At 62.2% G+C, this 24,844-nt stretch carries 22 protein-coding genes; 19 read left to right on the top strand and 3 right to left on the bottom strand.

The features are described 5' to 3' along the window. Positions 1 to 228, bottom strand: a 228-nt coding sequence (locus tag AC1D1X_RS00840) for a transcriptional repressor (RefSeq protein WP_477697684.1), incomplete at its 3' end; no start/stop codon positions are given. A gap of 28 nt (positions 229 to 256) precedes the next feature. On the opposite strand from AC1D1X_RS00840, the gene AC1D1X_RS00835 reads away from it, so the two are divergent. The 6 genes from AC1D1X_RS00835 to AC1D1X_RS00810 all read left to right on the top strand — a co-directional run bounded on the left by AC1D1X_RS00835 (position 257) and on the right by AC1D1X_RS00810 (position 6,118). After that, positions 257 to 832: an outer membrane protein assembly factor BamE gene (locus AC1D1X_RS00835; RefSeq protein ID WP_477668777.1), complete on the top strand. Its 576-nt coding sequence runs from the start codon at positions 257 to 259 to the stop codon at positions 830 to 832. Positions 833 to 846: 14 nt separating this feature from the next. Next, positions 847 to 1,671: a 4-hydroxy-tetrahydrodipicolinate reductase gene (gene dapB, locus AC1D1X_RS00830; protein ID WP_477674060.1), complete on the top strand. Its 825-nt coding sequence runs from the start codon at positions 847 to 849 to the stop codon at positions 1,669 to 1,671. 40 nt (positions 1,672 to 1,711) lie between these two features. Continuing rightward, complete coding sequence (locus tag AC1D1X_RS00825) at positions 1,712 to 2,353, top strand: MotA/TolQ/ExbB proton channel family protein (RefSeq protein WP_477668775.1); 642 nt, start codon at positions 1,712 to 1,714, stop codon at positions 2,351 to 2,353. A 3-nt stretch (positions 2,354 to 2,356) separates the two neighbouring features. Beyond that, positions 2,357 to 2,803, top strand: a complete 447-nt coding sequence (locus tag AC1D1X_RS00820) for an ExbD/TolR family protein (protein ID WP_477668774.1) — start codon at positions 2,357 to 2,359, stop codon at positions 2,801 to 2,803. 124 nt (positions 2,804 to 2,927) lie between these two features. Further along, positions 2,928 to 5,660, top strand: coding sequence for a leucine--tRNA ligase (gene leuS, locus AC1D1X_RS00815; RefSeq protein WP_477697683.1), 2,733 nt, complete (start codon positions 2,928 to 2,930; stop codon positions 5,658 to 5,660). Further along, a complete protein-coding gene (locus tag AC1D1X_RS00810) occupies positions 5,612 to 6,118 on the top strand; it encodes an LPS-assembly lipoprotein LptE (RefSeq protein ID WP_477668772.1) in 507 nt (168 codons plus the stop codon). The genes leuS and AC1D1X_RS00810 overlap by 49 nt, the downstream gene beginning before the upstream one ends. A gap of 13 nt (positions 6,119 to 6,131) precedes the next feature. Here AC1D1X_RS00810 and rocF read toward each other — a convergent pair whose 3' ends face one another. Further along, positions 6,132 to 7,046 (bottom strand): arginase, encoded by a 915-nt coding sequence (gene rocF / locus AC1D1X_RS00805; RefSeq protein ID WP_477668771.1) that lies wholly within the window; start codon positions 7,044 to 7,046, stop codon positions 6,132 to 6,134. After that, positions 7,046 to 8,134: an ornithine cyclodeaminase gene (locus AC1D1X_RS00800; RefSeq protein ID WP_477697682.1), complete on the bottom strand. Its 1,089-nt coding sequence runs from the start codon at positions 8,132 to 8,134 to the stop codon at positions 7,046 to 7,048. The genes rocF and AC1D1X_RS00800 overlap by 1 nt, the downstream gene beginning before the upstream one ends. 139 nt (positions 8,135 to 8,273) lie before the next feature. Here AC1D1X_RS00800 and AC1D1X_RS00795 point away from each other — a divergent pair, with 139 nt between their 5' ends. The 13 genes from AC1D1X_RS00795 to AC1D1X_RS00735 form a co-directional block, all read left to right on the top strand. Continuing rightward, a complete protein-coding gene (locus tag AC1D1X_RS00795; protein WP_477668769.1) occupies positions 8,274 to 8,696 on the top strand; it encodes an Lrp/AsnC family transcriptional regulator in 423 nt (140 codons plus the stop codon). 9 nt (positions 8,697 to 8,705) lie between these two features. Next, positions 8,706 to 9,815 (top strand): DNA polymerase III subunit delta, encoded by a 1,110-nt coding sequence (gene holA, locus AC1D1X_RS00790; protein WP_477697681.1) that lies wholly within the window; start codon positions 8,706 to 8,708, stop codon positions 9,813 to 9,815. A 56-nt stretch (positions 9,816 to 9,871) separates the two neighbouring features. Beyond that, entirely contained in the window at positions 9,872 to 11,827 is a 1,956-nt protein-coding gene (locus AC1D1X_RS00785; protein WP_477697680.1) for a type IV pili methyl-accepting chemotaxis transducer N-terminal domain-containing protein, read from the top strand. Then, positions 11,814 to 12,521: a response regulator gene (locus AC1D1X_RS00780; protein WP_477668766.1), complete on the top strand. Its 708-nt coding sequence runs from the start codon at positions 11,814 to 11,816 to the stop codon at positions 12,519 to 12,521. The genes AC1D1X_RS00785 and AC1D1X_RS00780 overlap by 14 nt, the downstream gene beginning before the upstream one ends. Before the next feature lie 160 nt (positions 12,522 to 12,681). Then, positions 12,682 to 13,944 (top strand): MFS transporter, encoded by a 1,263-nt coding sequence (locus AC1D1X_RS00775; RefSeq protein ID WP_477668765.1) that lies wholly within the window; start codon positions 12,682 to 12,684, stop codon positions 13,942 to 13,944. 28 nt (positions 13,945 to 13,972) lie between these two features. Continuing rightward, complete coding sequence (locus AC1D1X_RS00770) at positions 13,973 to 15,637, top strand: MFS transporter (RefSeq protein ID WP_477668764.1); 1,665 nt, start codon at positions 13,973 to 13,975, stop codon at positions 15,635 to 15,637. Positions 15,638 to 15,679: 42 nt separating this feature from the next. Next, positions 15,680 to 19,498, top strand: a complete 3,819-nt coding sequence (locus tag AC1D1X_RS00765; RefSeq protein ID WP_477697679.1) for a nitrate reductase subunit alpha — start codon at positions 15,680 to 15,682, stop codon at positions 19,496 to 19,498. Further along, positions 19,495 to 21,027, top strand: a complete 1,533-nt coding sequence (gene narH, locus AC1D1X_RS00760; protein WP_477697678.1) for a nitrate reductase subunit beta — start codon at positions 19,495 to 19,497, stop codon at positions 21,025 to 21,027. The genes AC1D1X_RS00765 and narH overlap by 4 nt, the downstream gene beginning before the upstream one ends. A gap of 2 nt (positions 21,028 to 21,029) precedes the next feature. Beyond that, positions 21,030 to 21,737, top strand: coding sequence for a nitrate reductase molybdenum cofactor assembly chaperone (gene narJ, locus AC1D1X_RS00755; protein WP_477697677.1), 708 nt, complete (start codon positions 21,030 to 21,032; stop codon positions 21,735 to 21,737). Further along, on the top strand, positions 21,734 to 22,456 hold the full coding sequence (gene narI / locus AC1D1X_RS00750) for a respiratory nitrate reductase subunit gamma (protein WP_477697676.1): 723 nt from the start codon (positions 21,734 to 21,736) through the stop codon (positions 22,454 to 22,456). Before narJ ends, narI begins: the two co-directional genes overlap by 4 nt. Positions 22,457 to 22,480: 24 nt before the next feature. Continuing rightward, positions 22,481 to 23,341, top strand: coding sequence for a peptidylprolyl isomerase (locus tag AC1D1X_RS00745; RefSeq protein WP_477668759.1), 861 nt, complete (start codon positions 22,481 to 22,483; stop codon positions 23,339 to 23,341). Beyond that, the gene (locus AC1D1X_RS00740; protein ID WP_477668758.1) at positions 23,338 to 24,030 is read left to right on the top strand and encodes a carbonic anhydrase; all 693 of its coding nucleotides are present in this window, start codon (positions 23,338 to 23,340) and stop codon (positions 24,028 to 24,030) included. The genes AC1D1X_RS00745 and AC1D1X_RS00740 overlap by 4 nt, the downstream gene beginning before the upstream one ends. Continuing rightward, positions 24,008 to 24,844, top strand: an 837-nt coding sequence (locus AC1D1X_RS00735) for an NAD(P)H-dependent flavin oxidoreductase (RefSeq protein ID WP_477697675.1), incomplete at its 3' end; no start/stop codon positions are given. The genes AC1D1X_RS00740 and AC1D1X_RS00735, both read left to right, overlap by 23 nt.

Raw genomic sequence — 24,844 nt, 5'->3', positions numbered from 1 at the left:
CAGCAGCACCCGGAACACATCTTCGGCTGTCATGTGGCGCTGTTTGCCCGCCTGGAAGATCTCCAGGATTTTCAGGCGTGGCAGGGTTGCCTTGAGGCCGGTGTTTTTCAGTTCGTCGATGTTGCTCATGGGAAAACTCTCTGGGTGAAACCGCTGTGTAAAGCGGTGGTGCGACCCTTCTGGGCAGGTGCCGGCCGGGGGCCCCCAGCCGCTACAATGAACGATCATATCGCTACACCCCCTCACTATGTCAGCCATGCCTGCAAATCATCGTTACAGCGCCAAAACCGCTTTCCTGCTCCTGGCCTGCACGGTGCTGGCGTCCTGCAGCAGCCTGAGCAACATGAGCAGCAGTTCGATCAACCCGGTCAACTGGGTCACGCCCTACAAGGTGGACGTCATTCAGGGCAATTTTGTCTCCAGGGAGCAAGTTGAGCTGCTTCGCCCCGGCATGACGCGTGAACAGGTCAAGGCCATCATGGGAACGCCTCTGATGGCCAGCCTGTTTCATGGCGACCGCTGGGATTACGTCTTTACGCTGAAGCGCCAGGGCGTGGAGCCCCAGTCGTACAAATACACCGTGTTTTTCAAGGGTGACCAGCTGGAGCGCTTTGAAGGCGACGCCATGCCGAGCGAGACCGAATTCATTGCCAAACTGGGCAACCGACGCAAACTGGGCGATGTGCCCGTGCTGGAAGCCACCGAAGAGCAGCTCACCAAGGCTTCCACAAAGGTCAAAGCCAATCCGGCAGCAGCCACTTCGGCGCCCACCAGTGCGCCAGCGGGCTCTCCGTCTGCCTCCTATCCGCCGCTCGAAAGCCCGAAACAGTGAGCGGGGCCGGCTCAATCCAGGCGACCCAGGCCAGACGGCACCGGGTCGCGGTAGCGGGCGCCAGCGGCCGCATGGGCCAGATGCTGATTGAGGCCGTCGGCGCCAGTGCCGACTGCCAGCTGACCGGTGCGCTCGATGTGGCTTCCAGTTCCGCCATCGGCAGTGATGCCGCCGCGTTTTCGGGACGCATGAGCGGCGTTTTGATCAATGCCGATCTTCGGCAGGGCCTGAAAGATTCCGGCGTGCTGATTGATTTCACCCGTCCCGAAGGCACGCTGGCCCATCTGGCGGCTTGCCGCGAGCTGGGCGTCAAGCTGGTGATCGGCACTACCGGATTTTCCGACGCGCAGAAAGCCGAGATAGCCGCTGCGGCCAAAGACATCGCCATCGTCATGGCTCCGAACATGAGCGTAGGCGTCAACGTCACGCTCAAGCTGCTCGAGATGGCGGCTCAGGCCCTTTCTACCGGCTATGACATCGAAATCGTCGAGGCGCACCACCGCCACAAGGTGGATGCCCCGTCCGGCACCGCACTCAAGATGGGTGAAGTGATTGCCGGTGCGCTGGGCCGCGATCTCAAGGATTGCGCCGTCTATGCCCGCGAAGGCGTGACGGGCGAGCGCGACCCGTCGACCATCGGTTTTGCGGCCGTGCGCGGCGGCGACGTGGTGGGTGATCACACTGTGATGTTCTTGGGCACCGGCGAGCGCATCGAAATTTCCCACAAGTCATCCAGCAGGGCCAACTATGCCCAGGGCAGCTTGCGTGCCGCGCGCTACCTCGATTCGCACGCCACCGGCCTTTTTGACATGTTTGACGTGCTGGGTCTGAAAAAATGAATGCGGTGCCGGTCACGGCAGTTTCGGAGGCTTTAACCTGATGGACTTCTTCAGCCTGATGACCCAGGGCGGCATCGTCAGCCAGCTGGTGGCGGCCTTGCTGCTGGCCATGTCGGTCGCGAGTTGGGTCGTGATCCTGTGGAAGGCCTGGCTGCTTCAGCGTGCCGCCAAAGACGTGGCACGCAGCACCGCTGCTTTCTGGCAATCGACCTCTGTAGAACAAGCCCGGGAGAAAGTGGCCGCCTTCGACCGCGAGGCGCTGGTGTTGCCTCTCATTGTTGCCACGGACATCCAGGCCGGCGGTACGCTGGCGTCGGCGGGTGACAAGTCCCAGCAACTTACCCGCGTGTTGCGCGACGCCCTTCATGACATCCTGGACAAGCTGCAGTTCGGCCAGGTGCTGCTGGCTACCGTCGGTTCTACCGCACCCTTTGTGGGGCTGCTGGGTACGGTCTGGGGCATTTACCACGCACTTGTCGGCATCGCTTCAGCCGGCCAGATCACCATCGACAAGGTCTCCGGCCCCGTCGGCGAAGCGCTCATCATGACGGCGGCAGGCCTGGCGGTAGCGATTCCAGCCGTGCTGGCGTACAACATTTTCGGCCGTCGCGTCGGCCGTATCGAGGCCGACCTCGAAGGCTTTGCACGCGATTTGCGCGAGTTACTCGCACATAAGGGCTAGCTAATGGCTTTCGGCCGCCTCGAACGCACCCAGGGCCCGCAGCCCATGAGTGACATCAACGTCACGCCGCTGGTCGACGTGATGCTGGTGCTGGTGGTCATTTTCATCATTACAGCTCCGCTACTGGCCAGCACCATCCGGCTCGACTTGCCGAAGACCGAAGCGGCCAAGCCGGCCGATGCGCCGAAATTCGTCACCCTGGTGGTCGACAGGGCTGGCCAGGCTTTCCTGAATGACAAGCCCCTGGGCCTGGATGAGCTTGCCCGCCGGTTGGCGGAAACCGCCGGCCAGAATCCCGACACCGAAGTGCAGTTGCGTGCCGACGAAGCCGTGCCTTACGGGAAAGTCGTGGAAGTCATGGGCGTGGCGCAAAAAGCCGGGCTCAACCGGATCGGCTTTGTGGCGGATCCTGTTCCGTCCGCGGCTGCCAGCCCTGCGGCGGCCCGGTAACCTGCGCAGAGCCGCCCAGCATCTAAAATCGGGGATTCGCCCTTTGGCTGCGCGGCCCGCATGGCGGGGCCGGAGCCTTTCACGGCTTCCATTTTGTTATCCCGTTTCGCCTTCCCGGTTCTCCATGCAAGACAAATACAACCACCTCGACGTTGAGCGCGACGCTCAAGCCCACTGGACCGCAGCCGACGCCTACCGCGTGACGGAAGACGCCAGCCGCAAGAAGTACTACGCTTGCTCCATGTTGCCCTACCCCAGCGGCAAGCTGCACATGGGCCACGTGCGCAACTACACCATCAACGACATGCTCACGCGCCACCTGCGCATGAAGGGCTACAACGTGTTGATGCCCATGGGCTGGGACGCCTTCGGCCTGCCGGCTGAAAACGCCGCCATGAAAAACGGCGTGCCGCCGGCAAAGTGGACCTACGACAACATCGCTTACATGAAAAAGCAGATGCAGGCGATGGGGCTGGCCATCGACTGGAGCCGCGAAGTCGCCACCTGCGATGCGAGCTACTACAAGTGGAACCAGTGGCTCTTTCTGAAGATGCTGGAAAAAGGCATCGCCTACCGCAAGACCCAGGTCGTGAACTGGGACCCGGTCGACCAGACTGTGCTGGCCAATGAGCAGGTGATAGACGGCAAGGGCTGGCGCACCGGCGCAGTGGTGGAAAAGCGCGAGATCCCCGGCTACTACCTCAAGATCACCCAGTACGCCGACGAACTGCTCGACAGCGTCAGCCACAAGCTGCCCGGCTGGCCCGAACGCGTCAAGCTGATGCAGGAGAACTGGATCGGCAAGAGTGAAGGCGTGCGCTTTGCGTTCACGCACGACATCCAGGACGCCTCCGGCAAGCTGATCGGCGAGGGGAAGATGTATGTCTTCACCACGCGCGCCGACACCATCATGGGCGTGACCTTCTGCGCCGTGGCGCCTGAGCACCCGCTGGCGCAGCACGCCGCCGTGTCCAATCCAAAAATCGCCGCCTTCATTGAAGAATGCAAGGCCGGCGGAACGACCGAAGCCGAGCTTGCCACGCAGGAGAAAAAAGGCGTGCCCACGGGCCTCTTTGTCACGCATCCGCTCACCGGCGACAAAGTTGAAGTCTGGGTCGGCAACTACGTCCTCATGAGTTACGGCGACGGCGCTGTGATGGGCGTGCCCGCGCACGACGAGCGTGATTTCGAATTCGCCAAAAAATACAAGCTGCCGATCAGGCAAGTGGTTGATGTCAAGGGCCAGGCCTACAGCCTGGACGCCTGGGCCGACTGGTACGGCGACAAGCAGCAGGGTGTCACCATCAATTCGGGCAAGTACGACGGCCTGGGCTGCAAGGCCGCAGTCGATGCCGTGGCCGCCGATCTGGCCGCCAAGGGACTGGGCGAGAAGAAGACCACTTGGCGCCTGCGCGATTGGGGCGTGAGCCGCCAGCGCTACTGGGGCACACCCATTCCCATCATCCACTGCGAAGAGCACGGCGCTGTGCCGGTGCCTGAAAAAGACCTTCCCGTGGTGCTGCCGCAAGACTGCGTGCCGGACGGTTCGGGTAACCCGCTGCACAAGCATGCGGGCTTTCACGCCGGTGTGGTCTGCCCCGTCTGCGGCAAGCGCGGCCGCCGCGAGACCGACACCATGGACACTTTTGTCGATTCGTCCTGGTACTTCATGCGCTACTGCGACCCGAAGAACGGCGACAAGATGGTGGCCGAAGGCGCCAACTACTGGATGCCGATGGACCAGTACATCGGCGGTATCGAGCACGCCATCCTGCATTTGCTTTACGCCCGTTTCTGGACCAAGGTGATGCGTGACCTGGGCCTGGTGAAGGTCGACGAGCCTTTCACCAAGCTGCTCACGCAGGGCATGGTGCTCAACGAGGCCTTCTCGCGCGTGACCACCGGCAAGCAGTACTTCTGGGCGCATGAGCTCGATATCGTGCGCGACGAGCACGCCAAGGTGATCTCCGCCACGTCCAAAGCCGACGGCCTGCCCGTGCCTTACGAGGGCTGGACGACCATGTCCAAGTCCAAGAACAACGGCGTCGACCCGCAGGACCTGATCGAAAAGTACGGCGCGGACACCGCCCGGCTCTACACCATGTTCACCGCGCCGCCCGACACCACGCTGGAGTGGAACGACGCCGCGCTCGAAGGTTCCTACCGCTTCCTGCGTCGCGTGTGGAATTTCGGTGTCAAGCTTCATGCTATGAATTCAGGAGCTGATGGCGCACAGGTATCGGGGGCTACGGCCACTTTTGACAAAGAGACCAAAGCGCTGCGCCTGGAAATTCACACGGTGCTCAAACAGATTGACTACGACTACCAGCGCATGCAATACAACACCGTGGTGTCCGGCAACATGAAGCTGCTCAACGCCATGGAAGACTTCAAAGGTGCTTCGTCTGCGGGCGCAGTCGCTGCACTGCACGAAGGCTTCGGCATCCTGCTGCGCTGCCTCTACCCGGCTACGCCGCATCTGGCACATGCGCTCTGGTCACAGCTCGGCTACGCGGCGCGGCACGGCGAACTGCTCGATGCCCCCTGGCCCGAAGTCGACGCAGCCGCTCTTCAGCAGGACGAGATCGAGCTGGTGCTGCAGGTCAACGGCAAGCTGCGCGGCTCCGTCACTGTTCCCGCCGGCGCCGACAAGGCCACCATCGAGGCCGCCGCGCTGGCGTCGGAGGCTTTCACCAAACAGGCTGCGGGTGCGCCCGCCAAGAAGGTGATCGTGGTGCCAGGCCGGCTGGTCAACATCGTCATTTRGGTCATTGAGACCGCTTCAAAAAAACACACAGAAAGCCAGCCATGCAGCGTCGCGCATTCCTCACACTGTCGGCCTCAGCCGCCGCCCTGAGCCTGAGCGGATGCGGCTTCGCATTGCGCAAGGCGCCCACCTTTGCCTTCACTACGCTTTATTCGGGCTTGGCCGAGACTTCGCCGCTGGGGGTGGAGCTCAGGCGTTCACTGCAGGCGACGCGCAAAGTGGAGGTGATCACCGAGGCCCGCAGGATCAATGAGGCGCAAGTCATCCTCGATGCACTGGGCGATCAGCGCGAAAAAGTTATCCTGAGCCGCAATGCCTCGGGCCAGGTGCGCGAGTTTCAGCTGCGCCTGCGCTTTCGCTTCAAGCTGCGTACCCTGGCGGGCAAGGAACTCATCCCCGACACTGAAATCATGCAGCAACGCGACATCAGCTTCAATGAGTCGGCGGTATTGGCAAAGGAGGCCGAAGAAGCCCTGCTGTACCGCGATATGCAAAGCGATGTCGTCCAGCAGATCATGCGCCGCCTGGCGGCGGTGACGGAACTCTGAAGCCCCTAACCCATCAGGCCCGCATCAGTGTGCTTTTGCCGAACAGGCTCTCGATGAGGTCCACGGCCACCTCGGCCGTGCCGTTGCGCACGTCCAGTGCCGGGTTCAGCTCCATCACATCAAGCGAGCCGAGCAAACCGGTGTCGGCAATCATCTCCATGCACAGCTGGGCTTCGCGGTAGGTGGGGCCGCCTTTGATGGCGGTGTCCACACCCGGCGCGATGGAGGGGTCCAGAAAATCGACGTCAAAGCTCACATGCAGGTGGGTGTTGGCGTCCATGCCGGCCAGCGCTTTTTCCATGGTGTGGCGCATGCCCATCTCGTCGATGTAGCGCATGTCGAAGACCTCAAGGCCCTCTTGCCGCACAAAGCGCTTTTCGCCCTCGTCCACGCTGCGGATGCCGATTTGCCGTATCGCCTTGGGGCTCATGGCGGGCACCATGCCGCCGATATTGGTGAGCTCTGCCGGCCCGTGGCCGCACAGCACCGCCACCGGCATGCCGTGCACATTGCCGGTGGGCGTGAGTGCGTTGGTGTTGAAGTCGGTGTGCGCATCCAGCCAGAGCACGCGCAGCGTCTTGCCGATGCCGCGGCAGTAGCGCGCCACCGCGCTGATCGAGCCAATGCCCAGGCAGTGGTCGCCGCCCAGCAGGATGGGCAGATGGCCGGCCGCGAGGCTCTGGTACATCGCTTCGTGCACCGCCTTGTTCCAGGCGACCACCTCGTCCAGGTGCCGGTAGCCCTCGTCGGGCGGCAGCCAGGGATTGGTGGGGCCGGCCAGGTTGCCGGTGTCGACAACTTCGAGCCCGCGGCCGTGCAACGCTTCGCGGATGCCGGCCACGCGCAAGGCTTCAGGCCCCATCGAGGCGCCGCGGCTGCCCGCGCCGATGTCGGTAGGGGCACCAATCAGGTCAACAGACTTGGTCATCAACGTGCCATTTCAGGTATGGGGGACATGCGGGGCGCCTTGGCGGTCGGCGATTCGGCGGGCGTCAGCAGGCCGAACAGGTTTTTGGGGTCGTCAAGATGAGGCACCAGGTCGATCTGGCGGCGATTGGCAACGTCCGCCAGTTGCAGCTTGTGCAAATAGCGCAGGGCCGAATAGTCTTCCAGCGCAAAACCGACCGAATCAAAAATCGTGACTTCCMGGGGCGATGCACGCCCCTTGGCCGTGCCCTTGAGCACGTCGGCAAATTCAGCCACTTTGAAGTCCTCGGGCATTTGCTGGATCTCGCCTTCGATGCGCGACTGCGGCTCAAACTCGACCACCACGCGGGCGTCCTTGCGCAGCAGGATGTCGGCGTGCAGCTCGGTCTTGCCGGGGCAGTCGCCTCCCACGGCATTCAGGTGCATGCCGGGTTTGATCATCTCCGGAGTCAGGATGACGGCGTTGCGTTTGTCGGCGGTAATGGTGGTCACGATGTCGGCTCCTTGCACGGCCTGGTCCGCTGACTGGCAAATCGTCACGCTCAGGCCCTGCAGCCCCAACGCATGCAGGTTACGGGCCAGTTTATCGCTGGCTGCCGCGTCAATGTCAAACAGGCGCATCTCGCGTATGCCCAGCATGTGGTGAAAGGCGATGGCCTGGAATTCGCTTTGCGCGCCGTTGCCGATGATCGCCATCACGCGGCTCCCGGGGCGGGCCATCCACCTGGCGGCCAGTGCCGACATGGCTGCCGTGCGCAGTGCGGTGGTGATGGTGAGCTCTGACAGCAACAAGGGGTAGCCGGTGTCCACATCGGCCAGCACGCCGAAGGCGGTGACGGTCAGCAAACCCAGCTCGGTATTTTTGGGGTGGCCGTTGACGTACTTGAAGGAATACTGATGCCCGTCACTGGTGGGCATGAGTTCGATCACGCCGTCGGGCGAGTGGATGGCGTGGCGCGCCGATTTGTCAAAGTCGTTCCAGCGCCGATAGTCCAGCTCGATCTCGCCGGCCAGGCCTTCGATAAAGGCGGCCGCGCCGCGCTGGCGGACGATTTTCTGAATGCTTTCAATGCCAATGTAGTCAACCATGATGGGGCTCCCGGGTCTTATGTTGATTTCCATTGTCTGCAGCCAGCACGCTAAAGAAAAGACAGTAAGTTGATCAAATTCATGTATTGCTTGATCAAATAGACAGAATTTATTGGCATTTCGCCAATAAAATGTCTGCATGGACGATACCGACCGCCAATTGCTTTCCCTGTTGCGGGACGACGCCCGGGCCTCGGTCGCGTCCATCGCCAAGGTTTTGCGCGTCTCACGCGGCACGGTGCAAAACCGGCTGGCCAAGCTGGAGGTCGACGGCACCATCACCGGTTACACCGTTCGCCTCAAACCCCAGGCCGAGGGCCACCGCATACGCGCCTTCATGACGGTGGCGGTTGAGGGCAACCGCACCGACGCGGTGCTCGCGGCCCTGCGGGGCGACCCGGCCGTGAGCGCACTGCACACCACCAACGGCCGCTGGGACATGGTCGCCGAACTGCAGGCCGACACCCTGGAAGCCTTTGACCGTGTGCTGAGCCGCATCCGTCTGCTCGAAGGCATTGCCAACACCGAGACCAGCCTGCTGCTATCGACCACCAAGCTTTAAACTCCCCTCATGAATCTGGCCCCTGCCCAACTCCAGGAACACCTCAAGCGCGGCTTGAAAAGCCTGTACACCCTGCACGGCGACGAGCCGCTGCTGGTGCAGGAGTTTGCCGACGCGCTGCGCGCTGCGGCGCGCGAACAGGGCTATACCGAGCGCACGGTGCACACCGTGGCCGGCGCGCATTTCGACTGGAGTGAGGTGCTGGCCAGCGGCGGTTCGCTCAGCCTTTTCGCTGATAAACAGATCGTCGAGATCCGTATCCCCAGCGGCAAGCCTGGAAAAGACGGCTCCGTCGCGTTGCAGCAAATCGCCGAACGCGCACAGGGCGACGACTCCACCCTCACTCTGGTCATGCTGCCGCGGCTGGACAGCATGACGGCCAAGGGCGCGTGGTTCGGCGCGCTCGAAAGCTTCGGCGTCACCGTCAAATTCGACCCGATTGACCGCCGCAGCCTGCCACAGTGGATTGCCCAGCGCCTGCAACAGCAGGGCCAGCGCGTGGCCGCCGGCGAAGAAGGCCAGCGCACGCTGCAGTTTTTTGCCGACCGGGTGGAAGRCAACCTGCTGGCCGCGCACCAGGAAATCCAGAAGCTGGGGCTGTTGTACCCGGCACAGCCCGACAGCGCCCTGAGTTTTGATCAGGTGGAAAACGCCGTGCTCAACGTGGCGCGCTACGACGTGTTCAAGCTTTCTGAGGCTGTACTGGGCGGCCAGTCGGTGCGCGTGGCGCGCATGCTCGACGGCCTGCAGTCCGAGGGCGAATCCGAAGTGCTGGTGCATTGGGCGCTGGCTGAAGACATCCGCAGCATGAAGCGCGTGAAAGATGCGATTAGCGCCGGGCGCCCCATGCCCATGGCGCTGCGCGAAAACCGCGTCTGGGGCATCAAGGAAAAACTGTTTGAGCGCGTGCTGCCACAGATCGGTGACACCACTTTGTCCAATCTGTTGCACGCCGCCCACAAGGWCGACGGCATCGTCAAGGGCCTGAAGCAGCCTGACTGGCCCGCCGACGGCTGGCAGGCGCTGCACCGGCTGGCCGGTATGGTCTGCGCCGAGTGCGCGGCGCCGTCGCCCGTGTCCCGCAGGCCGCATGCCATGGCGGACGGCTCAAGGGCCTAGCAGCAACGCCCAGGGCATGGGTGGCGCGCCACTCTGATCGGGGTTACGCTCGTGACATGCAACAGACGGCGTCCCTGTCCAAAAAACTCATTCGCATAGGTGCCAGCCTTCTGATCGTCGCGCTGGCGTCCATAGGGTTGACCCTGTGGGTGACCTGGCAACTTGAAGGAGGCGCTGCGGCGGTCAACGAGGCCGGGCGTATGCGCATGCAAACCTGGCGGCTGGCCAGTGCGGTGCAGGCGGGGGTGGAGCGTGCCGAGCGGCAGAGCCTGGTGACCCGGTTTGACGAGAGTCTGTCGCTGTTGCGCGAGGGCGATCCGTCCCGGCCGCTGTTTGTGCCGTGGGACGACCAGGTGCACCAGCGTTTTGCCGATGTCGAGTCCCTGTGGCTTGCTCAGCGGCCGCTATGGCTGGCCGAGCCGGCCCCGCAGGCGCAGGTCCTGCTGAAGGCCGGCGGCGAGTTTGTTGAAGCCAGCGACCGCCTGGTGCTGGTGATCGAACAACACCTGTCCCGCCTGACAGCCATCTTGAACCTGTTCCAGCTCCTGATGATGGCCTTGGCCATCGGTGGGGCGGTCATCATGCTTTACACCGGCTACATGTATGTGATCAATCCCTTGGGGCAGCTCCGGCAAGGTTTGCAGAAGCTGGAGTCAGGGGATTTCAGGACGCGCATCGAAGTCGACACCGTGGATGAATTTGGCCAGGTGGCCGCCGGCTTTAACCATATGGCGGCCACCTTGCAATCGCTTTATGAAGGATTGGAAGCCAAGGTCGAGACCAAAACACGGCGTATTGAGGCGCAGCGCGTTCGACTGGAGGCACTCTACAAGGTCAGCGCTTTCCTGGCCCAGGCGGGCAGCATTGACGAGCTGGCGCGCGGCTTTGCCCAGCGCGTGCGCGCCGTGATGAAGGCCGATGCCGCCACAGTCCGCTGGTCCGACGATGCCAACCAGCGTTATCTGATGCTGGCCTCCGACTGTTTTCCGCAAGACCTCGTGGAAGAAGAGCGCAGCCTGCTGGCCGGGGCCTGTGCATGCGGCAACCTGCGGCCGGACGCGCGTACCCGCGTGATCCCGATTCTCAGCCACGATGAAGCGCCGGTACGCCATTGCGCCAAGGTGGGGTACGAAAACGTGGTCAGTGTGCCGATACGGCTGCAGCAACGCCTGCTCGGCGAATTCAACCTGTTCTTTCGCGCGCCTGTTTTGCTGAGCGCCGACGAAGTCGAATTGCTGGACGCACTGGCCAGCCACCTGGCCAGTTCCCTGGAGGGTTTGCGTGCAGACGCGTTGGACCGGGAGGCGGCGGTCGCGGAGGAGCGCGCCCTGCTGGCGCGCAACCTGCACGACTCGATTGCCCAGTCATTGGCCTTTCTCAAGATCCAGGTGCAGTTGCTGCGAACAGCCGTACAGAAGGGCCAGACCTCGCAAATGCAAGGCGCTCTTGATGAACTGGACATTGGGTTGCGCGAAAGCATCAGCGACGTCCGCGAATTGCTGGTGCATTTCCGCACGCGCACCAACACTGACGATATTGAGCAGGCGCTGCAGGAAACACTGCAGAAATTCCAGAGCCAGACGGGGCTGTCCGGGCAATTGCAGGTCCATGGCCAAGGGCTGCCGCTGCCATCCGATGTGCAGGTTCAGGTGCTGCATGTGGTGCAGGAGGCGCTGTCGAATGTGCGCAAGCATGCCGGTGCCGCGCAAGTCGAGCTGGAAGTAGTCAAAGGCGCACGTTGGCGTTTTGTGGTGCGGGACAACGGTGCCGGCTTCGACACCCMAAAGCACCCGGGGGAGTCACATGTGGGTCTCAACATCATGCGGGAGCGTGCCGGGCGTATTGGTGCTGAAGTGAACGTTGTCTCCGCGGCGGGGCAAGGAACTACGGTCACGCTGACATTGCCGCCTCATCCCGAGGTCGGAGGTGGCATGGCGGCGCAGTCCACGGCACCGGCACCAGCTGCAGCACTTCGTACGGCAGCTCAGGGAGACCTCAATGAAATCCATTGAATTGCTGGTGGTGGATGACCACACCCTGTTTCGCCGAGGGCTGGTGGCGCTCCTGTTGCAGGATGGCCGTTTCGACGTGGCTGGCGAGGCCAGCGATATCGGCGAGGCATTGCGCTGCGTAGCGCGCAGCAAACCTGACCTGATTCTGCTTGACAATCATCTCCCGGGGGTACTTGGTGTGGATGGCATCGCGGCGCTCAAGGACGCAGCGCCAGGCACTCGCATCCTGATGCTGACGGTCAGCGAAAACGAAGGGGATCTGGCCACAGCGCTGCAAGCCGGAGCCGACGGCTATCTGCTGAAAACTGTGGAGCTGGACCATTTGTCGGAATCCATCATCAAGGTCCTGGAAGGCGAGTCGGTCGTGAGCCCGGAAATGATGACCAAGCTGGTGGCGGCCTTCCGGTCCAAGCCCCCTTTGCCCGTGACCGGCGAGGTCGCTGCCGTGGAAACGAGCAGCAATGGGAGCGCGCTGGCGCCGGAGCAGAACGACTCGGCCCTTGCGCTGCTGTCGGCCCGCGAGCGGGAGGTCCTGGCCTTGATCGCGCATGGCGACAGCAACAAGGTGATTGCCCGCAAGCTCGATATCGCCGAGACCACGGTGAAGATTCACGTTCAGCACATCCTGCGCAAACTACAGCTCAGCTCGCGCGTGCAGGCCGCGGTCTACGCGGCTGGCCGCGACCTGACTTGACAAAGATCAAGGCCGGGGCAGTTTGACCCGGCGCTAGTTCTTCATGATGAGGTGGCGAGGTTCCACGTCGTCTTTTTAATGCCGCCTGCCTGTTCTGAAGAAGGATATTCAGCAGCGCGCTAAACGCCGACAGTCATGCCATGTCTCAGGAGAAACATGCATGAGCTCTGAACTCGGTAATTCAAGGAAGGCCTGGTCGGTGCTGATTGTCAGCACACTGGCCTTCACCGTCTGCTTCATGGTCTGGATGATGTTCGGCGTGATCGGCATTCCGATCAAGAAGATGTTGAACCTCAACGCCACGGAGTTCGGCCTGCTCGCGGCGACACCCGTGCTGACAGGTTCCTTGATTCGCGTACCGTTGGGTATCTGGACCGACCGCTACGGCGGACGCATCGTCATGGCGATCTTGATGGCCACCACGGTGCCTGCCATCTGGCTCATGAGTTACGCCACGGTCTACTGGCATTTCCTGGTGATCGGCCTATTTGTTGGCCTGGCCGGTGGATCTTTCTCGGTGGGAACACCTTACGTGGCGCGCTGGTTCCCGAAAAGCCGCCAAGGTATGGCCATGGGGGTGTACGGTGCCGGCAACTCGGGCGCTGCCGTCAATAAATTTGTGGCGCCTGTGCTGCTGGTGGCTTTTGGCTGGGCCATGGTGCCGCAGGTGTACGCGGTCATCATGCTGGCTGCGTTGGTGCTGTTCTGGCTGTTCAGCTACAGCGATCCTTCGCACCTGGTGCCCAGCCACGTCAAGTTCAGTGATCAGCTCAAGTCGCTGAAAGATCCGAAAGTCCTCAAGTATTGCCAGTACTACAGCATCGTGTTCGGCGGCTATGTGGCCCTGTCGCTCTGGATGGTGCAGTACTACGTGGGTGAATTCGGCCTGGACATCCGCGTGGCAGCCCTGCTGGCAGCCTGCTTCTCATTGCCGGGCGGCGTGCTGCGCGCTTTTGGTGGCGTTCTGTCCGACAAGTACGGCGCGCACAGCGTGACCTGGTGGGTGATGTGGGTCAGCTGGGTCTGCCTGTTCCTGCTGTCTTACCCGCAAACAGATTTCACCATTCTCACGGTCAACGGTCCAGCCACCTTCCACATCGGGCTGAACGTCTACACCTTCACCGCGCTCATGTTCATCCTGGGCATTGCCTGGGCCTTCGGCAAGGCCAGTGTCTTCAAGTACATCAGCGACGACTACGGCGCCAACATCGGCGCGATCAGCGGCATTGTCGGGCTGGCCGGCGGCTTGGGTGGCTTTGTGCTCCCCATCATCTTCGGAGGACTGATGGACCTCACCGGCATCCGCTCGAGCGCCTTCATGTTCATGTATGGCGTGGTCTGGGTCTCGCTGATCTGGATGTACTGGACCGAAGTGCGGCGCACTGAAGTCATGGGATCGAACGCAAGCGGCGCATTGGCCTGATGCGGCCATCTTCTTCAAGGGAAAAATCATGAGCACCAAGTCTGCAGCAAGCACGGCCATTCCAGCCCTTCAGTCGCGCTCCTCCGGCGCCGACATCACCGACTGGCGTCCCGAGGACGAGCAGTTCTGGGAAAGCACCGGAAAGCGCATTGCCTACCGCAACTTATGGATCTCCGTGCCCAGCCTGCTTTGCGGTTTTGCCGTCTGGGGCATGTGGGGCATCATCACCGTGCAGATGCTCAACCTGGGCTTTCCCTTCACCCAGGCCGAGCTGTTCACGTTGACAGCCATCGCGGGGCTGGCCGGCGCCACCATGCGCATTCCGGCTTCCTTCCTGATCCGGTTGGCAGGCGGGCGCAACACCATCTTCCTGACAACTTCGATGCTGCTGGCGCCGGCCATCGGCACCGGCATCGTGCTGCAGCACCCCGAGTGGCCGCTGTGGTCTTTCCAGCTGATGGCCTTGTGGTGTGGGGTGGGTGGCGGAAACTTCGCCAGCTCCATGTCCAACATCAGCACCTTCTTTCCCAAGAGGTTGCAGGGCACGGCGCTCGGCCTGAATGCAGGACTGGGCAATTTCGGCGTGACGACCATGCAGATCGTCATCCCGCTGGTGATGACCCTGGGTCTGTTTGGAGGCCTCGCAGGCGAGTCGACCAATCTGGTCAAGGACAGCGGCTGGATCTTCGGCAAGATTGTGGCGGGCACACCCACCTGGATCCAGAACGCCGGTTTTGCCTGGCTGCTGTCGCTTGTGCCGTTGTCGGCTATCTGCTATTTCGGCATGAACAACCTGACGACCGTCTCTCCAGCCATTGGCGGCACCATCCCGGCCTTTCTCAAAATCATCTGGCTCTACACGCTGTCATTTGTCCCGGCAGGCATTGGCCTGTACCTCTACCTGCCCAAACCCACGGGCTTGGGCTTGCTCAACATGTGGATCGCCATGCCCTTGATTGTGGCAAGCACCTTGCTGGTGCTCAAGCTCACTGCCTTCGGCACGATGAAAGAAAACATCACCAAGCAGTTTGCGATCTTCAGCAACAAACACACCTGGTCACTGACGCTGCTGTACATCGTGACTTTCGGCTCCTTCATCGGTTTTTCGATGGCCCTGCCGCTGGCCATCACTGTGATCTTCGGCATCAGCCACGTGCCGGACGCCGCTGGCGTCATGCAGCACACGCTGAAAAATCCGCACGCACCGTCGGCGCTGACCTTTGCCTGGATAGGCCCCTTTGTCGGCGCGCTGATCCGGCCTGTGGGCGGCTGGGTTTCGGACAAGGTCGGTGGCTCCATCGTGACGCAGATCATCTCCGCCGTGATGGTGCTGGCTTCCGCTGCGGTGGGCTACGTGATGCTGCTGGCCTACAAGTCGAATGCGCCCGAGCAGTACTTCCTGCTCTTCATGGTGCTGTTTGTCGTGTTGTTTGCTGCCAGCGGCATCGGCAACGGCTCCACCTTCCGCACGATTGGCGTCATCTTCGACCGCCAGCAGGCCGGCCCGGTACTGGGCTGGACCTCGGCCATCGCCGCCTACGGTGCCTTCATCGCCCCGGTGGTCATCGGCGTGCAGATCAAGGCCGGCACGCCGGAAAACGCCATGTACGGCTTTGCCATCTTCTATGCGCTGTGCCTGGTGCTGAACTGGTGGTTCTACCTGCGCCGCGGCGCCGAGATCAAAAATCCCTGAGCGAACGCTGAGCCCGCTTTTTACCGCTTTACGGAGAAACAAATGAGTCACTTTCTTGATCGACTGAGTCACTTTTCCAACCCCAGGGAGTCCTTCTCCGGGGGCCACGGTGTCACCACTGCCGAAGACCGAACCTGGGAAGACGCCTACCGCAACCGCTGGGCACACGACAAGATCGTGCGCAGCACCCATGGCGTCAACTGCACGGGTTCGTGTTCATGGAAGATTTATGTCAAGGGCGGCATCGTCACCTGGGAAACCCAGCAGACCGACTACCCGCGCACGCGCTGGGACATGCCCAACCACGAGCCGCGCGGCTGCTCGCGCGGCGCCAGCTACAGCTGGTACCTGTACAGCGCGAACCGCGTCAAATACCCCATGGTGCGCGCACGCCTGCTCAAGCACTGGCGCGAAGCGCGGTTGACACTGCCGCCGGTCGAGGCCTGGGCGGCGGTGGTGCAGGACGATGCCAAGCGGCGCGACTACCAGAGTGTGCGTGGCCTCGGCGGATTTGTCCGCTCCAGCTGGGACGAAGTCAATGAAATCATTGTCGCCTCCAACGTCCATACCATCAAGAGGCACGGTGCTGACCGCATCATCGGCTTCTCGCCGATCCCGGCGATGTCCATGGTCAGTTACGCCGCCGGCTCGCGCTACCTGTCGCTGATAGGCGGCGTGTGCATGAGTTTTTACGACTGGTACTGCGACCTGCCTCCGTCCAGCCCGCAGGTCTGGGGTGAGCAGACTGACGTGCCGGAGTCGGCCGATTGGTACAACTCGGGCTTCATCATTGCCTGGGGCTCCAACGTGCCGCAGACCCGTACCCCTGATGCGCACTTCTTCACCGAAGTCCGCTACAAGGGCACCAAGACCGTGGCGATCACGCCCGACTACTCCGAAGTCGCCAAGCTCTCTGACCTGTGGTTGCATCCCAAGCAGGGCACCGATGCTGCGGTCGCCATGGCCATGGGCCATGTAATCCTGAAAGACTTCTATTTCGGCGGCAACGGCAAGCCGCGCTCTGCCTACTTCGATCATTACGCACGCCGTTACACCGACCTGCCCATGCTGGTGATGCTCAAGGAGCACCAACTTGAAAATGGCGAAACCGTCATGGTGCCGGACCGTTATGTGCGCGCGTCCGACTTCAACGGCAAACTCGGCCAGGCGAACAATCCTGAGTGGAAGACCGTGGCGTTCGACGCACAGGGCAAGGTCGTCTTGCCGCACGGTGCCATCGGCTTTCGCTGGGGTCCTGATGGCCGCGCCGACGCCGGGCAGTGGAACCTGGAGTCCAAAGAGGCACGCCAGGGTGACGAGGTCGCGCTCAAGCTGTCGGTGATGGAGGGCGATGCCCCCAGTGCCGACAGCGCCAAGGTCGGTTTTCCGTACTTCGGTGGCATTCACCATGAACACTTCCCCAACAACGAGCAGGGTGACGTGCTGGTGCGCACGGTTCCGGTTCAGCGCATTTCGCTCGGCAAGGCCGGCGAGGAGCGCTCAGCCCTGGTGGCGACAGTCTTCGACCTGCAGGTCGCGCAATACGGCATTCCCCGCGGCTTGCCCGGTGAGCTGGCTGCGGCCGACTTTGACGACAACACCCCTTACACCCCGGCCTGGCAGGAGCAGATCACAGGGGTGCCACGCGACCAGATCATCGCCGTCGCGCGCCAGTTTGCCGACAATGCCGACAAGACCGAAGGCCGGTCCATGGTCATCATCGGGGCCGGCATGAACCACTGGTACCACAGTGACATGAACTACCGCAGCGTCATCAACATGCTGATGATGTGCGGCTGCATCGGCAAGAGCGGGGGTGGCTGGGCGCACTACGTGGGCCAGGAGAAACTGCGACCGCAGACCGGCTGGACGCCGTTGGCCTTCGCGCTTGACTGGATCCGCCCACCCCGGCAGATGAACTCCACCAGCTTCTTTTATGCGCACACCGACCAGTGGCGCTACGAGAAGCTCGGCGTGAACGAGGTGCTATCGCCACTGGCCGACAAGAAGCTCTACGGCGGCAGCATGATCGATTACAACGTGCGCGCCGAACGCATGGGCTGGTTGCCGAGTGCACCGCAATTGCAGACCAACCCGATGCAGGTGGTCAAGGATGCTCAGGCCGCTGGCCTGGATGCCAAGGACTATGTCGTCAAGTCGCTCAAGGATGGCTCGCTCAGGATGAGCTGTGAGGACCCGGACCATCCGGACAACTGGCCGCGCAACATGTTTGTCTGGCGTTCCAACATCATCGGTTCGTCGGGCAAGGGCCATGAGTACTTTCTCAAGCACCTGCTCGGCACAGACAACGGCGTGCAGGGCAAGGATCTGGGAACCGAAGAAGGCAAACCCGAAGAGGTGGTGTGGCATGACAAGGCGCCCGAGGGAAAACTGGACCTGCTGGTCACGCTCGACTTCCGCATGAGTACGACCTGCCTGTACTCCGACATCGTGCTGCCGACCGCAACCTGGTACGAAAAGAACGACCTCAACACCAGTGACATGCACCCCTTCATCCATCCGCTGTCCACCGCGGTGGATCCGGTGTGGCAATCGAAAAGCGACTGGGAAATCTACAAGGGCTTCGCCAAAAAATTCAGCGAGCTGTGCGACGGGCATCTGGGCGTGGAGAAGGAAATGGTGCTGACCCCGGTGATGCACGATACCCCGGGCGAGCTGGCTCAGCCGTTTGAAGTCAAGGACTGGAAGCGTGGCGAGTGCGAACTGGTGCCCGGCAAGACGGCGCCCCAGATGCAGGTCGTCGAGCGCGACTATCCCAACGTCTACAAACGATTCACTGCCGTGGGCCCCCTGCTCAACAAGGTGGGCAACGGCGGCAAAGGCATTGCCTGGAACACCGAAACCGAAGTTCGGCAACTCGGCGAACTCAACGGCTTGGTCACCGAACCGGGCGTGACCCAGGGCATGYCGCGTATCAACAGCGACATCGATGCCTGCGAAATGGTGTTGCAACTCGCGCCCGAAACCAACGGCCATGTGGCGGTCAAAGCGTGGGCGGCATTGGGCAAGCAGACCGGCCGCGAGCACACCCATCTGGCGCTGCACCGTGAGGACGAGAAGATCCGCTTCCGCGACATCCAGGCCCAGCCGCGCAAGATCATTAGTTCGCCGACCTGGAGCGGCATCGAATCGGAAACCGTGTCGTACAACGCCGGTTACACCAACGTGCATGAACTGATCCCATGGCGCACCCTCACGGGCCGCCAGCAGTTCTACCAGGACCACCCTTGGATGCTGGCTTTCGGCGAGGGCTTGGCCAGCTACCGGCCGCCGGTGAACCTGAAGGCCACCGCCGGGGTGCACGGTATTCGTACCAACGGCAACACCGAAATATTACTGAACTTCATCACGCCGCACCAGAAGTGGGGCATCCACTCGACGTACACCGACAACCTGTTGATGCTCACGCTGAGCCGGGGCGGGCCCATCATCTGGCTCAGTGAAGATGACGCCAAGCTGATTGGCGTGGAAGACAACGACTGGATCGAGGCTTACAACGTCAACGGCGCAATTGCCGCGCGGGCTGTCGTCAGCCAGCGTGTCAAACCCGGCATGGTGATGATGTACCACGCGCAGGAAAAAATCGTCAACACCCCGGGTTCGGAGATCACCGGCCAGCGTGGCGGCATCCACAACTCCGTGACGCGCATCGTCCTCAAGCCGACGCACATGATCGGCGGGTATGCGCAACTCTCCTACGGCTTCAACTACTACGGAACCATAGGCACCAATCGCGACGAATTTGTCGTGGTGCGCAAGATGAGCAAGGTCGACTGGCTGGACACGCCGCGCGATGACGACCGTGCGTTCGCCGTGCAGCAAATGGGAGAAGCAGCATGAAAGTACGCGCACAAATCGGCATGGTGCTCAACCTGGACAAGTGCATTGGCTGCCACACCTGCTCGGTCACCTGCAAAAACGTCTGGACCAGCCGGCCCGGCATGGAGTACGCCTGGTTCAACAACGTCGAAACCAAACCCGGTATTGGTTACCCGAAAGAATGGGAAAACCAGGACAAGTGGAACGGCGGCTGGGTGCGCAAGGCCGACGGCTCCATCGAGCCGCGTCAGGGCGGCAAGTGGAAGCTGCTCATGCGCATCTTCTCCAACCCGAACATGCCGCAGATCGATGACTATTACGAGCCCTTCACCTTCGACTATGACCATCTGCAGTCAGCGCCAGAAATGAAAGCCGCGCCAACGGCGCGGCCTCGCAGCCTGATCACCGGCAAACGCATGGAAAAAATCGAGTGGGGTCCGAACTGGGAAGAGATCCTCGGCGGCGAATTTTCCAAGCGCAGCAAGGACGCCAACCTGGCGAACTTTGACCAGGTCCAGAAAGACATGGTCGGGCAGTTCGAAAACACCTTCATGATGTATTTGCCGCGCCTGTGTGAGCACTGCCTGAATCCGGCCTGTGTGGCTTCCTGCCCTTCCGGCTCGATCTACAAGCGCGAGGAAGATGGCATCGTGCTGATCGACCAGGACAAGTGCCGCGGCTGGCGCATGTGTGTCTCGGGCTGCCCGTACAAAAAAATCTATTACAACTGGAAAAGCGGCAAGGCCGAGAAATGCACCTTCTGCTATCCGCGCATTGAAGCCGGCCAGCCGACTGTCTGCAGCGAAACCTGCGTGGGCCGCATCCGTTACCTCGGTGTGGTGCTGTACGACGCCGACCGCATCCAGGAAGCGGCCAGCGTGGAAGACGACAAGGACCTGTACCAGGCCCAGCTCGACATCTTCCTGGACCCGAACGATCCGAAGGTGATTGAGCAGGCGCGCAAGGACGGCATTCCCGAAGCCTGGCTCGAAGGCGCCCGCCGCAGCCCGGTCTACAAGATGGCGGTGGAGTGGAAGGTGGCACTGCCGCTGCACCCCGAGTACCGCACGCTGCCCATGGTCTGGTACGTGCCGCCGCTGTCGCCCATCACTTCGGMGGCCAATGCCGGCCACATCGGCGTGAACGGTGAGCTGCCCGACATCGCGCAGATGCGCATTCCCGTGCAGTACCTGGCCAACCTGCTGACCGCCGGCGACACGGCGCCGGTGATCCGTTCGCTGCAGCGCATGCTGGCCATGCGTTCCTACCAGCGCAGCAAACATGTGGACCAGGTGCAGAACCTGGCGGTGCTGGAGCAAGCCGGGCTGACGGTGGCCGAGGTCGAGGAGATGTACCACATCATGGCGATTGCCAACTACGAGGACCGCTTTGTGATCCCGACCACCCACCGCGAATACGCTGAAAACGCTTTCGACATGCGCGGCGGCTGCGGCTTTACCTTCGGCAATGGCTGCTCCGACGGCGCCAGCGATGTCAGCCTGTTCGGCGGCAACAAGAAACGCACTATTCCCATCAAGGTGGAGGTTTGACCATGGYACTTTTCAACAACACCCCCGCTGTGGCTTCGAAAAGCCTGCGTGTGCTGGCCCGACTGCTTGCGTATCCTGACGCCGAATTACGCAGCCACCTGAGTGCGATGCGAGAAGTCCTGCACGAAGAGCGCGCACTGCAGCCGCAGCGGATGGCCGAGCTGGACGCACTGATCGAAGCGCTCGCACTGGCGCCTGCGCTTGAGACCGAGGCGGCTTACGTCGAGCTGTTCGACCGGGGCCGCGCCACATCGCTGCACCTGTTCGAACACGTGCATGGCGATTCGCGCGATCGCGGGCCGGCCATGATTGACCTGGCGCAGACCTACGAGAAGGCCGGCATGTACCTGGCCGAAGGAGAAATGCCGGACTTTCTGCCGGTGGTGCTCGAATTCACCTCGACCCAGCCACCGAGTGAGGCGCGCGAGTTTCTGGCCGAGATGGCGCACATCTTCAATGCGATTTTCGCGGCGCTGCAGCAGCGCGAAAGCGCCTACGCCTCCGTGTTGGGTGCCCTGCTGGAGCTGGCCGGGGAAAAGGCGCAACCGGTGCAAATTGCGGCGGAAGAGCCTATCGATGCGGTTTGGGAAGAGCCGGTCGTTTTTGATGGCTGCTCGTCCAAAGGCCAGGCCAGGCCGGACCAGCCGCAGCCTATCCACATCGTGCCTCACGTGCGCAAGGCACGCCCCACCCAAGGAGCGCAAACATGAGCCCCGGACTTCACGGATTTCTTTTTGGTGTCTATCCCTACGTCTGCCTGACCGTTTTCCTGCTCGGCAGCCTGATCCGTTTTGACCGCGACCAGTACACCTGGAAAAGCGATTCTTCGCAGTTATTGCGCACCGGCTTGCTTCGCTGGGGTAGCAACCTGTTCCACGTGGGCATCCTGTTCCTGTTTTTTGGGCATCTGGTGGGCTTGCTGACGCCCCACGCGGTTTACGGCGTTTTCATGGACGCTGCGACCAAGCAGCGCATGGCGATCTACGCAGGCGGCATTGCCGGCTTCATCTGTTTTATCGGCTTATCGATGCTAATTTACCGCCGCATGTTTGACCCGCGCATCCGCTACACCAGCCACAAGACCGATCTCGCGATCTTGCTGATCCTCTGGACGCAGCTGGTTGTGGGCCTCATCACCCTGCCGTATTCATGGGGACACGCCGATGGCGGCGTGATGCTGATCCTGGCCGAATGGGCGCAGCGCATTCTCACCCTGCGCGAGGTGGACTCTGCAACGCTTGCCGTCTTGCCTTGGCCCTACCGCTTCCACATCGTGTTCGGGATGACCATCTTCCTGCTGTTCCCCTTCAGCCGTCTGGTTCACGTGTGGAGSGGCTTTGGGTCGGTCGCTTACCTCTTCCGCCCCTACCAGGTCGTGCGCAGCCGCCGCCTTGGCGTTCCCCGGGCCAAGTCGCCCGGCGCTCCCTGACCTCACGTAAAACAGGAACCGTCCATGACCACATCCACACTTTCTTCACCCGCTGCCGCTCAGGGTTGCGGCAGCGGTTCATGCCAGTGTGCTTCTGCGGCAGTCCAGGCTGCCGTGCCCGAGGCCCTTGTCAATGGCATCGCCCTGTATGCGCCAGGGCAGCGGCCCGACACAGCCACCTTGCGCGAACTGGCCTACGCCGAGCTGCTGCGCCAGCAGGCGGTATCACAAGGCCTGCTGCCGCGCCACACTGGTTTGACCAGCCCCGAGCTCGGCGAGGCCGAACGCGAGATCATTGAAGCCATGGTCGACCAGCAGGTGACCACGCCCCTGCCCACCGAAGAGGAAGGCCGGCGCTATTACGGGGCGCACAAGGCCCAGTTTCTGGTGGGCCAGGCCCTGCACGTGCGCCATATCCTGTTTGCGGTCACTCCCGGCGTCAATGTCCAGGCACTCACGGTGCATGCCGAGCGCGCCTTGCTCGAGCTGTCGCACAAGGGCGTGGCTCCCGGGCGCTTTGCCCAGCTGGCTGCCGAATTGTCCAATTGCCCCAGCAGCGCCCAGGGCGGGGATCTGGGCTGGATCACGCCGGACGACTGTGCGCCCGAGCTGGCGACAGAACTGTTTCACCTGCAGCATGCACAAACAGGCACGGGCGTGCACCCGCGCCTGTTCCACACGCGTTTCGGTTTTCACATCATTGACGTGCTGGATCGGCGCAGCGGCACCCAGCCCACGTATGAGGAAGTACGCGAGCGCATCGCAGCCCTGCTGACAATGCAGTCGCGCGCGCGCGCCCTACACCAGTACATGAGCCTGCTGGTTGGCGAGGCGGAGGTAGAGGGCATCGCTCTTGAGGGTGCGGATTCGCCTCTGGTGCAATGAATGAAGACCTCGAGCGCCCGGACGAACTCCTGTTGCGTTTGCGGCGTTTCCACTCTGACTACTTTCCGCTGCACCAGCAGCGCTTCCAGGATCTGGTGGCGCAGGGGCAGCACCCCAAGACACTGTTCATTGGCTGTTCGGACTCGCGCGTGGTGCCCTACCTGCTGACCGGCGCCGGCCCGGGTGAACTTTTCATCGTGCGCAATGTGGGTGCCTTCGTTCCACCATATGACGGCTCCCATGGGTTGCACGGCACCACGGCGGCGATTGAGTTCGCGGTGCTCAGCCTGCATGTGGAGCGCATCATTGTCTGTGGCCACAGCCACTGCGGAGCCATCCGTGCCGCGTACGAAGGCGTTCCCGAGGAAGCAGTAGCCCTGCAAGCCTGGCTCAAACTCGCCAGCGAAGCCTTGCTGCCTGTTGTGTCGAGCCCGGAGGCCCTGCGCCGCACCGAGCAGCGCACCGTGGTGTTGCAGCTCGAGCGGCTGATGGCCTATCCCATGGTCCGGCGTGAGGTCGAGAAGGGCGCCTTGACCCTGCATGGCTGGCACTACGTCATTGAGGACGGTGAAATCCATACCTTTGATGTACAGCAAGGAAGTTTCGTTCCTGCTGCGATAGCCTCTAACAGCGGCACTGGCCCGTACCAACCTTATGTGGAGCACGATGGACAAATCATCACCAATTGACCTTGCCGCAAAGGCAAACGTCAATTCGATCACGGCATCGGCAGCGTTGCAGACACTTGCTCACGATTCGGGCCTTCGGCCCTGGCGCATTGGCGGCAAGGAGTTGATCCCGGTGGTGCAGGGCGGGATGGGCGTGTGCGTCTCTGCGGGTGGCTTGGCCGGCACGGTGGCACGCCTGGGCGGCGTGGGCACCCTGTCGTCCGTGGACTTGCGGCGCCTGCATCCTGATCTGATGGCCAAAACACGCCATCTGAACAAGGAGCCTGATGCCCGGGCTTTGATCGATGCCGCCAATCTTGAAGCGCTTGACCGGGAAATTCGCCTGGCCCGTCAGTTGTCACAGGGCCGCGGCCTGATTGCCGTGAATGTCATGAAGGCCCTCAGCGCCTACGAAGACTATGTGGGCCAGGCCATGGCCAGCGGGGCCGATGCGCTGGTGGTCGGCGCCGGCCTGCCGCTTGATCTGCCGGAGCTGGCGCGCGACTATCCCAACGCGGTGTTGATCCCCATTCTGTCGGACGCGCGCGGCGTGCAATTGCTGGTGCGCAAGTGGCAAAAAAAGGGGCGCCTGCCTGATGCCATCGTGATTGAGCATCCCGGTCTCGCGGGTGGCCATCTGGGCGCCGCCAAAGTCGCGGATCTGCATGACAAGCGTTTCGATTTCGAGGTTGTCATTCCGCAGGTGCTGGAATTCTTCAAAACGGCCGGCATCGAACGCGAGATCCCGCTGGTTGCCGCCGGCGGCATCAACTGCAGGGACGACATCCTGCGCTTGCAAGCCCTGGGGGCTTCGGCCGTGCAGCTTGGCACGGCC

The sequence above is a fragment of the Polaromonas sp. P1_G4 genome (assembly GCF_056405475.1).
Note: the sequence above shows the minus strand (reverse complement) of the source record. Positions and strands in the feature narration are given on the sequence as shown.